At 37.7% G+C, this 13297-nt stretch carries 9 protein-coding genes; 8 read left to right on the top strand and 1 reads right to left on the bottom strand.

All coding sequences use genetic code 11. The annotated features are described in order from the left end of the window. Positions 1-5: 5 nt before the first annotated feature. From BUC12_RS10140 to BUC12_RS10115, 6 genes are all read left to right on the top strand, one after another. Positions 6-2915, top strand: coding sequence for a hypothetical protein (locus BUC12_RS10140; protein ID WP_062180072.1), 2910 nt, complete (start codon positions 6-8; stop codon positions 2913-2915). Between the two features lie 177 nt (positions 2916-3092). Then, entirely contained in the window at positions 3093-4112 is a 1020-nt protein-coding gene (locus BUC12_RS10135; RefSeq protein WP_062180075.1) for an L-dopachrome tautomerase-related protein, read from the top strand. A gap of 2 nt (positions 4113-4114) precedes the next feature. Continuing rightward, positions 4115-4732 carry a nitroreductase family protein gene (locus BUC12_RS10130; protein ID WP_073357306.1) on the top strand — a complete coding sequence of 206 codons (618 nt, stop codon included), beginning with the start codon at positions 4115-4117 and terminating at the stop codon, positions 4730-4732. 28 nt (positions 4733-4760) lie between these two features. Further along, the gene (locus tag BUC12_RS10125) at positions 4761-5528 is read left to right on the top strand and encodes a type 1 glutamine amidotransferase domain-containing protein (RefSeq protein WP_236689388.1); all 768 of its coding nucleotides are present in this window, start codon (positions 4761-4763) and stop codon (positions 5526-5528) included. A 44-nt stretch (positions 5529-5572) separates the two neighbouring features. Beyond that, the gene (locus BUC12_RS10120) at positions 5573-5863 is read left to right on the top strand and encodes a DUF3861 domain-containing protein (RefSeq protein ID WP_062180081.1); all 291 of its coding nucleotides are present in this window, start codon (positions 5573-5575) and stop codon (positions 5861-5863) included. 16 nt (positions 5864-5879) lie between these two features. Further along, positions 5880-7475, top strand: coding sequence for a subtype B tannase (locus BUC12_RS10115; protein ID WP_062180084.1), 1596 nt, complete (start codon positions 5880-5882; stop codon positions 7473-7475). A gap of 8 nt (positions 7476-7483) precedes the next feature. Here BUC12_RS10115 and BUC12_RS10110 read toward each other — a convergent pair whose 3' ends face one another. After that, complete coding sequence (locus BUC12_RS10110; protein WP_070808585.1) at positions 7484-8374, bottom strand: MBL fold metallo-hydrolase; 891 nt, start codon at positions 8372-8374, stop codon at positions 7484-7486. A 443-nt stretch (positions 8375-8817) separates the two neighbouring features. Here BUC12_RS10110 and BUC12_RS10105 point away from each other — a divergent pair, with 443 nt between their 5' ends. Further along, positions 8818-9267: a MarR family winged helix-turn-helix transcriptional regulator gene (locus BUC12_RS10105; protein ID WP_062180090.1), complete on the top strand. Its 450-nt coding sequence runs from the start codon at positions 8818-8820 to the stop codon at positions 9265-9267. Between the two features lie 80 nt (positions 9268-9347). After that, complete coding sequence (locus BUC12_RS10100) at positions 9348-13283, top strand: hybrid sensor histidine kinase/response regulator transcription factor (protein ID WP_062180092.1); 3936 nt, start codon at positions 9348-9350, stop codon at positions 13281-13283. Positions 13284-13297: the final 14 nt, after the last annotated feature.

Genomic DNA, 13297 nt, shown 5'->3' with positions numbered 1-13297 from the left:
TATCTATGAAACTATTATATTCATTAGTGCTTTTTTTTAGTTTGTTTGCCGGCTTTACGGGGACAATTGACGCGCAGACAACCTGTAACGAAAACTTTACTGTAACAACTACATCTACACCTTCTACCTGTCAGTCTAATGGAACTATAACCGTTACATTAGGAGGGGATATTACAGATATATTTAATGTTCAGTATGGAGTAAGCTCTCAGGATGGATTTCTTATCAATCCTCAGGAAAGTAATGTTCTGACCAATATTCCTCCGGGAACTTACGAGGTGACAGTACGGGCTTTTTGCCGGATTAATTCGGATTATGATGTTGTAAAAACAATATCGAATGTTGTTGTCGGTGGAAATTATATTGTACCTACCGCATCCTTTAACGCTACATCTTCACGTAAATCTTATGATATATGTGATACCGGTATCATTGCTCTGAATGTGAATAATGGTAGTGGAACGTTTACATTTACTATTACATCAGCGCCAACGGGTGTACCAACAGGTGTAATAACTCCAACAAAGAGTGGAACTCTTTATACATTCCCTGGGGAGAATTATCCTTCGGGTAATTATGAGGTTCAGATAAACGATGGATGCTACACTACAGTGTGTGCTTTCGAATTGGGGCAGGTTACCGGATTCCCTGCATTTACTTATAGTAGTTATACAGGATTCAGACCTACTCTTGTTGATAATACATGTACTACTGTTTATTGGTACGCAGGTGCAGTCACTACCGCAAATGCCGATTATTACAGATATTATCAGGATGGAATGTATCAAGTGGGAGCTGCGCCATATAACACAACAATACCTACAAATTGGACAGATTGGACAGCAGCAAATTTATCTAGCTCAAGATTATTGCTCGACATATCTCCTAATAATTATATTAATTTTTATCCGGGTACTACAACTACTATATCGGTTTATACTCGTCTGAAGGGATGCGATACTGGATATAGTATTATTAATACATATATCAAGGCTCCTTCTATGACTAATGCGGTAACACTTCGTACTTGTGAAGATTATGTATATACAATTAGGCCATGGACAGATTACGATGGTGTATTTTGTTATCCGTTGTCTGTCGAAGTAACTAAAGTTAGTGATGGCTCAGTTGTTTTTACTAATCCTAGCTGGTCATATAACTCATCAGGTATACCTGTTACCTTGGAATACAATGTGAACTACCGGGTAACTATGACCGGAGCTGATAGTAAAGTCGCATCTACTACTACTAATCAAAACCGTAATTTGGTTTTTACAACTGATATTCTCAATTGTGATACGTATCAGATTCGATATTATGCTCCAACTTATACCACTTGTTGGCCTGTTACGGTGACTATAACAGATGAATCAGGGAACTTAGTATGTACAAATACATTCTCAACTACTGCAACACAAACGTCCTGTGAATTACAGTATGGCGTAAACTATACTGTTACGATGACTTATGATACAGATCCCAGCTTCGTTTATACTGTCACGAAGAAATTGGATTCTGCTTTCCCTACTGCTTATACAATGTCTTTATATTCGAGTACAAGTTATTGTTATGAAAATTATGGATATATAAATGTAACAAGAGTGGGGTCCGGAACTTATCCTGCCGGAACAAAAGTTACTATTACAGGACCAGCCGGATATACTTCTCAGACAGTGACAACTTCATCTTCCAGTACAAGCAGTATCTCTATGGGGTATACAACTTTACCGCCGGGAGAGTATACAGCTACTATTGACCACGGTTGTGGGACACCTATTACTGCTGTTGTGACCCTGAATGGAGCCTATAGTGGAAATGCGCTGGATTACACTACTGAAAATACGTGTTCGGGAATGAAAGTCACCCCTACAGGTTTAATGACTTATCAGGGTTCATCTACTACCACCTATTATAGGTTGATAAGCGGCCCTACCGGATATGATAAAACGGTAATAACTCCCGGTGGATACTTTGTCTTTTCGGCTCCCGGAACTTATGTACTGGGAATCATGGTAACTAACAGTGCAACGGCATGTGCATTTAAACAGGTTACTATTGAATATACAGCTCCTCCATTGGCATTAAGTGGAACGGAAACAAGTGCTTATGTATGTACTGATGATGCAACCGGTGTTATCCGCCTGAAGGCGATTAATGGGGTCGCTCCGTATACTTATCAATTGTGGAATGAGGAAAATACCGCTAAAGTAGGTGTGGCTGATATTGAATCTTCGGGTGCTGTAAATTTTATGTATGGTACAAGCGGTGCTACTTATACGGCACGAATAATAGACCAGTGTGGTAATATGTTTAGCCAGCAAATAACTATGGCAAGGCTCAAGGATGCCCGTGTAGTATATACTCCAAATAACAATGTATGTACAGATGGTTCGATAGAATTGAAATGTATTACACTGGGCGAAACCATGTATAAGTGGACTGGTCCTAATGGGTTTACTTCTGATAGCCAGAGTCCTACAAGACCTGATGCTGATGTAAGTATGTCGGGCTGGTATAAAGTTACGGTTATGCCTGAGTTTTGTGGAGATCCGATGCAGGATAGTGTTTATATTAATGTTTATCATCCTTTAATAGCCGGGCAAGTAACAGCTCCACAGGAAATATGTGTGAGGACATTGGTGCAAACGCCTTTAAACTGTACAGTAACTGGTGGTAGTGGAATATATACTTATCAGTGGCAAATTAGTACTGATGGAACTTCGACCTGGTCGAATATTACTGGAGCAAATACAGTAAGTTATACACCGACAGTTCAGATAAGATCGGGAATTTATTATTACCGTGTATTGACAACGGATATTTGCGGAACGGTTGAAAGTGCCCCGATAACGGTGAATGTGACTCCTTGTTATATTCCTATAAACCCGCATATTAGAGGTCGGGCAGATCAATAATAGATCATATCTGATTTATACGAAAAAGGAGGATAGTAGATAATAACTCACTATCCTCCTTCTTTGTGTATTAAGCTAAGTTATTTTTTTACTTAAGTCAAAAGTAGTTTATATGTAAACTATGTTTGGCTTTTCTTGTTATATTTGTAAGTATAAACCTGCATCAATATTTACAGAATGAAACAAAAGATATCGTTAGTTGCTCTAGCCTTTATAGTAGTATTACTGAGCGCCTGTTCGGCTAAAGACTCTTTCGAAAAAGTAGCAGAGTCGGATTATCAGTGGACAGGCATTGCTGTATCGGGAGAGGGGCGTATTTTTGTTAATTATCCTACATGGCAATTGGCTTCTCCTTTCAAAGTTGCGGAGATAGTTAACGGAAAAGAAATTGCATATCCGTCAGAAGAGATAAACAATTTGTTCGTTTGTGTTCAGAGCGTCGTTATAGATAAACTGAATCGACTTTGGGTGCTTGATCCGGCTAATCCTCAATTTAAAGGAGTTGTTGAAGGAGGCCCAAAACTATATCAAATAGATATTCAAACAAATGATATCGTTAAGATTTACAACTTTCCTGAAACAGTTTATACCCCTACAAGTTATCTGAATGATGTGAGGATAGATACGAAAGACGAAATTGCTTATATGACAGATTCGGAAGACGGAGGAATTATAGTTCTCGATCTGAAATCGGGGAGTTCTTGGCGTGCATTGAATAGCGGTTGCCCTGCTGTATTGGCTAATCTGGATGGGATTGATTTTAAATCGACAGGCAAATCAAAAGGTATAACAAATAGTGATGGCATTGAATTATCGGAGGATAACCAGACTCTTTATTTTTCGGCGTTAACAGCTAATATATTATATCAGATACCGACATCGGTATTGAGAGATACGATGCTTGTGCCCGAAGAAAGATGTAAAGAAGTTTCTGTTTTGAATAATAAAAATGTACCTACCGATGGAATGGTTCTGTATAACAATTCGTTGTATATGGCTGATCTACCTAATGAGAGCCTATGGGCTTTTGACTTGAAAACGAAAGAGGGTAGAAGTTTCGATTTCGGTACTACGATCCGTTGGGCGGATAGTTTTGCAGTAGGTGCTGATGGTTATATTTATTTCACGACATCGCAGATAAATTATCCCGAGAAAGAAAGAGTTCAATATGGTATCTATAAGTTTAAACCACAATAAATATGAGGAAAAATAAAATTGTAGCAGTTCTAATTTCTTGCTTTGTAACTATGTCGTTATGGTCGCAAACCAATCAGAGTGTCTTACCAGAAGAAGATAATACTACAATTTCGGTTATACATAAGAGAACCAGTATACGTCAGTTTACTGATCAGAAGCTGACAAAAGAGCAATTGGAAACTTTAGTGAGGGCGGGTATGGCTGCTCCTTCGTCGGTTAATGCCCAACCATGGCATTTCATAATAGTTGACGACCCTGAGCTTTTGCAGCTGATAGGAGGAAGTGTCAATACATCAAAATCGGTGTCTGAAGCTCCGGCAGCAATACTGGTTTGCGGAGATATGCATAAGGCAAAAGAAGGATGGCTTCAGCAATACTGGATACAGGACTGCTCTGCTGCAAGCCAGAATATTTTACTGGCGGCAACAAGTATGGGACTGGGGGCTGTATGGACTAGTATATATCCGGCTGAGGATAGGATAAAGAAAGTTGCGGAAATACTAAGCCTACCCAACTATATTATTCCACTGAATGTTATACCTGTAGGTTATCCCAAAACTCCAAAACAACCCATGGATAAATGGAAGCCCACAAATGTAAGCTGGAATATCTGGAAATAATTTAATAAAAACCTAAATATATACTAAGGTGAAAAGACTGATTTCTTTTATGGCATTATGCTTTGTTGTTACTACATGGCTTTCGGCGCAAGTAACAGAGATAGGAATACTCAATTCAGATAATATGAAAAAGAAAGTATTGTTTGTTATCACTAGTCATGGCACTAAGGGAGATACCGGACAAAAAACAGGTTATTATTTAAGTGAAGTTGCTCATCCATGGAAGGTTCTAACCCAGGCTGGATATGAGATAGATTTTGTCAGTCCTCTGGGCGGAAACTCACCCGTTGATGGATTTGATCTGAATGATCCGGTTAATAAGGAGTTTTGGGAAAATGAATACTATTACGATAAAATTAGCAATAGTATGAAACCTTCTGAAGTTGATCCTGAAAATTATGCAGCCATATACTATGCAGGAGGACATGGTGCTATGTGGGATTTGCCGGATAATATTGAGATTTCTGGTATTGCTGCGAAAATTTATGAAAATAATGGTATCGTAGGAGCTGTTTGTCATGGTCCGGCAGGATTGGTAAACATAGTGTTAAGTGATGGAAGTAACCTTGTGTTCGGGAAGAGAGTCAGTGGTTTTACAAACGAAGAGGAAGCTATTGTAGGGCTTACGGATGTAGTCCCTTTTCTGCTAGAAGATAAATTAAAGGCACAGGGAGCTATTTTCGAAAAATCAGCACCATGGCAGGTACATGTCGAGTCTGATCAGAGGCTTATTACCGGACAGAATCCTCAGTCGGCAACAAGTGTCGGGGAGGCAATCAAAGAAGCATTAAAGTAAATATTGAAATTAATTAAATAAAATATATTCAGCACTTTATAATCATGGAAAAAAAAGGATATCAGTATAAACTCAGATTACAGGCTTTAAAAGATTTACAAGGTGAAGAGGTGAATAAAGAACCATTGGAATTTGAGTTCGTGAATCACGATGATTTATTTAAGGTTATTGGATTTATGAAAGAGAAAAACCTGTTTCAAAATTCAGACGAGAGTGTTCAGTTTGCGTTGGGATTGAAACTTTTCAGCGAGGTAATGCTCCATAATCGTACCCATCCCATATTTGAAGAATTAGGCCCGGCATTTGGCTCGTTTATGAAAAGGCTGAAAGGATAATAAAGAGTATCATCCGATGAAGAATATAAGAATAATTATAACAAATTTGTTAGCTGTTCTTTCATTAGGTCTATTTGCTCAGAATGGCAGCTATAAATTAGAATTTGATTCCCAAAAGTATAAGAAACAAACGCTTGAGTATCGCGGGCAGAAATTTAATATACGGGCATTTGAAGGCATCGTTTATGTCGCTAATCCGGTAGATACAGTTTATCATAAGATGAATATCTATATCCCGGAAGCTTATTTTCAGGGAAATAGTATTAATGGTTATTCATCCGAAACTGCACCTGTCTTTTTTCCTAACCAGATAGGTGGTTATATGCCGGCTACACCGGCATCTACACAGAACACCGGTTTCGGGAATGAAAGACCGATGAATAATAGAGCTAACAGGGATCGGCGCGAAGGCAGACCGAGAAGCGACAGGCCAAGAACAGGTAACAGGGATGGGCAGTTCAGGCATGCTGATAATAGACCGTCTATGATGGAAACTGCTCAGAAAGAGAATACCGTAATTGCGGCATTGTCTAAAGGATATGTGGTTGCTTCGGCAGGAGCCAGAGGACGTACCAATAAAGATGGAAATGGACGGTTTTATGGAAAGGCTCCGGCTGCCATTGTTGATTTAAAAGCGGCTGTCCGTTATTTGAAATACAATGACAAAGCAATGCCCGGAGATGCGAATAAGATTATTTCAAATGGAACGAGTGCCGGAGGGGCAATGTCTGCTTTGTTAGGAGCTACCGGGAACAATCCGGATTATCAACAATATTTAGATGAACTGGGGGCCGCTAATGGCAGCGATGCTATTTTTGCGACTTCGGCATATTGCCCTATAACAAACCTCGATAATGCTGATATGGCTTACGAATGGCAATTTAACGGTATTGATCATTACCGCAAAGGAGGAATGTTCGCTTCTGAAGGTAATAATACGGAGATGAACTTAACAGAACAACAAACCGGAGTCTCCACAGCTTTGAAGAACATGTTTCCGGACTATATCAACAGCTTGCAACTGAAAAATCTTCAAGGTGATATTCTGACTCTTGATAAAGACGGTAACGGCAGTTTCAAGACTCTGGTTAAATCTTATGTTATCGCGTCTGCTAATAAAGCATTGAAAGAAGGTACTGATATATCGCAATATAAATGGATTGTTATACAAAATAATGTAGTAACTGATTTGGATTGGGATGCTTATATCCGTTATATGGAGCGACAGAAAACCCCTCCAGCTTTTGATGCTCTGGACTTATCCAGTGGAGAGAACAACCTGTTTGGTACGGATATTATCGACAATCAGCATTTTACTGAGTATGGACAACAAAATACTACCACCAGTGCAAGCAGAGCTGACAAACATATTGTGAAGCTGATGAATCCGATGTATTATATCGGTACCCCCGATTCAGAAACGGCTAAGTACTGGCGAATCAGGCATGGCTCTAAGGATAAAGATACCGGATTAGCTATTTCGGCTATACTGGCTACCTACCTGCAGAACAGAGGATATCAGGTCGATTATGCTCTGCCTTGGGATAAACCACACAGTGGAGACTATGATTTAGATGAATTATTCCAATGGATAGATAGCATTTCAAGATAAGAAGGCTTTCAGGGTAAACCAGGAATCGCAGAAAAAGTATATCCGTTAGATGTTTCACTTTTCCCGATTTCTCCGACACCCGAGTAAGGAACATGCATTCCGGCAATCTTGATCTTATTTTTAGCTACATATTCCAATACTTTTAAACGGCTATTGCGTGCCATATCCGGATCTATGTCATAAGTGACAGATATCTCAGGGTGTGGCATTTGTATTGCCAGTGCATGAGTAAGGTCGCCCCATATAAGCAGTTTATCCTCTCCGTCTTGTATTAAGTACATTACATGTCCCGGCGTATGCCCGTAAGCCTCCAGCATATGGATACCGTCTGTAAACTTGCTATTAATATCATAAGGTTGTTGTATCTTGACCTTATCTCCGTATTGGCGGAAGACGTTTTGTGCGGAAAGGAAATTTCCTCTGCGGTTTTCGGGCATTTCCATCATTTTTTCTTCACTTCCCCAATATTTTTGCTCATTTTCGGATACAGTTACATCTGCATTCTGAAAAGCAGGTTTGTCTTCCCTGAGCATCCCTCCGATATGGTCACCATGCATATGAGTTAATAAGACATGGTCGACATTCTCGGGCGAAATACCTATTGATTCCATCTGTGTAAATATATTTCGACCGAATCCTGTATCGACAAGCCAGATTTCATCTTGCTTTTTTATTACGATCGCATGGACGGCATTTGGGAATGTGCCGTCGGGAGTATATTCGTCAGTAACTTCTTTAGGAGCATCAATCAATATCTTGATATTGCCCTGTCCTTCATTTTCGGTCAATACATAAATACTGTATTCTCCTACCTGATATGACCGTGGTTCTTCAGCTTTAAGCTCAAATAGATTCATTGTTGCAAAAAGGCAAATTATAACTAAAATATTCTTGTTCATAATATATAACTTTTATCCAAAGATATAGTTTTTATGCGAATCAATAATTGAAAACATTCTTTCTTTCTGTAGTTGTAATCTTTATAAGAAAGGTGACAGTTACTAAACAAATGAGACATTAGAGTGTCACCTGAGTGTTTCCTTTGTTACCTCTTTATTTTGTTTTATATCAATTGATTATTCTCTGTAAAGTGACAAAGGTGACAAAAGTGACACCATTTTTGAAGATTTTTTTATTCTTCTTTTTGGGTTTTTTATTCTTAGTTTCAATATACCAAAGATCTCTATTTATATAATAGATAAAAACAACACGGATTTTACAGTTGAAAAACATACTTTATAAAAAACGATTAAAAAAATACGAGGAGGTTGAGTTTAAAAATGAAAAACCACTTGCTTCTGGTTTATATGTAAACTAAATTTGTGATATTAACAGAGATGATATGATAAACAAGAAAGCTGATAAACCGGATGAACAATTAGGCTATTTGTTGACACAGGTGACCTTTTTGAAGCAGCGTATTGTTAATGCGGCTTTGAGGGAACTGGATATCACCTATATACAGTTCATCATTCTGGCCGGGACTATGGAGTTGGGCAGTGAGGATACTATGGTTACGCAACAAATGATTTCCGACGAACGCCGTCTTGATAAAGCGATGGTTTCGAATGTCGTGAAATCTCTGGTCGAAAAAGGACTGATGGTAAGGGATATTCACCCTACGGATAAACGTGCATATATTTTATCGCTGACAGAAAAAGGTATCGAGAAAGCTCTAAAAGGTAAAGAAAAGGCCTTGATGGTCGATGAGACTTTTTTTTCCGCGATTGATAAAGAGAAGTTACAGGAAGCTTTAGTAATACTTTTGAAGAACGATTTGTCTCAAAGTTAACTTCTTTAAAAAGATCAGGCTATCTTATTTTTTGTATATTTGAGACTGTTACAACCTTATCTTATATTTTAAGTGAATAAATGATCTGTCAATTTGTAGAAAGAATAAACAGATGGTGTGCTTTTATTCTTACAATTATTGCCTTAACTCATACTTATAATCTCTCAGGGCAGGATAACAATAAATATTGGGAGCTGGAAACAGTTCCTTTCGACGATTTATTGTTTGTAAATTGCTTTGTGCAAGATCCTTTAGGCATGATCTGGATGGGTACGGATAAGGGTGTTTATTCTTTTGATGGATATGCAACATATAAAGTAAGCCCGGCTTCCGAAGTTCCGGTAAATACGAACCATGTAAGTTGTGGTTTTATCTGGGATAGTGAGAATATTTGTTTCGGATCGGGAAACGGCCTGTTCTTTTTCAATTATAAAAAAAATAAGTTTTCGCCTCCTCCGATAGATATCTCTTTTGATATACGATCTTTATTGCGGGATGAAAATACTCTATGGATTGGTTCGATACAGGGATTGTATAAATACCACACAAATGACAATACTCTAGAGGAGGTAAAGAACACAAATATTCCTCATCAGGCAATTTATTCCATAGTACGTTCAAATGATGGAGACTTGTATATAGGCACATACGATGGATTATGTGTGTATATATCGGATTCGGATAAGTTTGAAAAAATTGAACTACCGGCAATTAATCTTAAAAACAACCTCTGCATTTATGTATTATATTACGATTCGTTGCGCAATTGCGTATGGATTGGGGCTGATGGAGCACTTTTTGTATATGAACTGAAAAACCGGAGAATTGAAAGGTTAGATCAGTTCAACGGTAGTACCGTGAAGGCAATAAACTTGGATAATGACGGAAAATTATTAGTTGGTACTGACAATGGCCTGTATGTATATGAACCTGAGAATAAGCAGACAAAGCACATTATGCATGATTCGAGATATTCTCAGTCGCTGGTCAATAATTCTCTTACCAATATATATTTAGATAAAAGCAGGAATATTTGGATAGGAACAAACGGTGGTGTTTCTCTTCTCAGGAACCAAAATGCTTATCATTTTATACCTATTTCTTATATTACAAATATTGGAGATGGAAATACATTTTCGAAAGTATACAGGGATTCACGTAATAATTTATGGCTGGGTGGTACGGATGGATTAATCCTCACAAAATACAACTTCAATTTTCAACCCGGAAACTATATATGGTATCGTGTTGGTGGTAAGCGTTATTCTTTGCAGCACAATCATGTAAGGGATATTTACGAAGATAAGGAACAGAATATTTGGATAGCCACAGATGGGGGTATTGGGCGATATATAGATGAAACACAAGAATTTGTTTATTATAATATAACAGACAGTACAAATCATTATAATGCGAACTGGGCATATAGCATAATTGAAGATGATAACAGGCGACTGTGGATTAGCACATGGCTGGGAGGTATTTTTGTGGTAGATAAGGATGCTTTGGTAAATACAACAAAAGGAGATTATGTAGCCATAGACCACTATTCAAAAGCCAACGGATTGGACAGAAATCATATACATAAGATTCTGCAAGACAGATCGGGGCATATATGGGTAATAGGACAGGGGCTGTTTAAAATAGATATGGAAACAAGCCATGTCACTAGTATCAGGTTATATAATGATCGTAAGAAAGAGGTATTTCCCTTATTCAAACAAATGCTTTTGGATAGTAATGGTTATATATGGACTGCTGTAAATAAAGGAGTATGCAAGATTGATACCCGCACGGATAAAGTTACTTATATAAAGTTTAAGGGCTTTGAGAGCGGCAATATATATTCTATGGTAGAGGTTGAAGACGATATTTGGGTATCATCTTCTAACGGGATAATTCTTATAAATAAATTATCGGGAACTATTAATTATCTGGATTATCCGGAAAAATATTTCTCGGGTGGATATTATGATAAGATATCAGATCAGGTAATTTTCGGGATGGTCGATGGTATTGGTGTCTTCTCTAAATATCTGGCTAAATCAGAGATATCCGAATCCCCCATTTATTTGACAAGGCTGTATGTTGACGGCAAACCTTTCAGATCAAAAGGTAAAAGTATAAGATATGTTCAATCTGTGGAGTTAAATTACAATCAGAATAATATAATTATCGAGTTTTCGGATTTAAAGTATTCTTCCCGGTCCGGAAAGTTTATGTATAAGATGGATGATTTTGATGATAACTGGCAAATGGTTGAATCCGGATCAAACAGGATATCATATTCGCATATACCTCCCGGTAAATATATCTTATCTATTTGTTTACTTGATGCGAATGGTAAACCATCCTCCGCGAAAAATAAATTTGAATTTATAATTCATTCACCATGGTATCTTTCCGGATTGGCTAAATTTATTTATGCCTTACTTTTAACTTGTTTGCTTTTGTGGATTTTGAACTACAATATGGTAAGGCACCGTTTAAAGATTGAACGTATCGAAAAAGAAAAGACTTTGGAATTATCCAAGCTCAAGATTGACTTTTTTACAGATATTTCACATGAGTTTAAGACTCCTTTGAGCCTTATTATTGCACCTGTAAGTAAATTGATACATGAAACTAAGAATGTGGAGTTGAGAAAGAACCTGAAAATGATAGAACAGAATGCTTTACAATTAAACAGCTTAATCAATCAGGCATTGAATCTCCAGAGAAATGATAAAAATGAACAAAGCCTTATCTGTTCGATTGTAGAGTTTGTAAGTTTTGCCCGAAAAATAGTAGATGCACATCAAACCCTCTTTTCGGGTGGAAATGTGAAGGTCTCATTTGTTTCGAATGTTGACAAACTGTATATGAAGATTGATGTAATCAAAATGGAATCAATCTTAAATAATTTACTCTCGAATGCTTATAAATATACTAACTCTGGCGATGAGGTCGAATTATCTGTAGAGTATCAAAAAGAAGACAGGATTCTGTCTGTAAAAGTAAAAGATACCGGAGAGGGGATTGCCGAATCGGAGCTTCCTTATATTTTCGATCGTTTTTTTCAATCGAAAAATGCAAAAGATAAAGAAGGTACCGGCATCGGATTGGCTTTAGTAAAGAACTTTGTTGAATTGCATGACGGCAAAGTATATGTTGAATCTGTCGAAGGCGAAGGAACATTATTTACCGTAATCTTACCTCTTGCTGTAGAGGAAGACAGTGAATCGTCGGAGAATGAAGATGTCCTAGCAGACACTGATGAAAGAAAGTATCTGATCTTAGTTGTAGATGATAATATTCAGATAACCGATTTCCTGTCTCAATATTTAGGCACATACTACCGGATCGCCATAGCTAATAATGGCAGGGAGGGTTTAGACTTGTGTTTGAAAGTAAGGCCCGATCTTATTATTGCTGATGTAATGATGCCGGAGGTAGATGGCTTGGAAATGTGCCGTCAAATAAGGAAACATGTGCCGTTTGCAACAACGCCCATCATTATGCTTACAGCGAAAGACGATATGCAAACCGAATGGGAGAGTATTGATATTGGCATTGAATATTTTATAGCAAAACCTTTTGATATTCAGGTATTACTGTCGCGGATAAAACAGCTTGTATCTAAACAGGACATTTTAGAAGAAAAAATCAGGATCGAGACAGTTACAACCCCTTCCAAAATGGATGTGGTTTCAATAAATGAAAAATTTCTGACCAGGATAACACGGATAATTGAAGATCGAATTGCCGATCCCGATTTTAATGTAAATGCATTGTCCTCTATAAGCCGGACGGATACCAAACAGCTCTACCGAAAAATAAAACAACTTACAGGAAAAACACCTGTCGAATATATTCGTACGATCAGATTGAAAAAAGCAGCAATGCTACTATCCGAAAAGAAGTTTTCGATAGCAGAAGTTGTTTATTTAGTAGGATTCTCCAATCATTCTTATTTTACCAAATGTTTTATCAAAGAATTTGGGAAAACCCCGAAAGAGTTTCTCGAAAAGTCTTAGGCTGATTCTATATT

Source organism: Indolivaga macrotermitis, assembly GCF_900128985.1.
GTDB classification, from domain to species: Bacteria; Bacteroidota; Bacteroidia; order Bacteroidales; family Dysgonomonadaceae; genus Dysgonomonas_A; species Dysgonomonas_A macrotermitis.
Note: the sequence above shows the minus strand (reverse complement) of the source record. Positions and strands in the feature narration are given on the sequence as shown.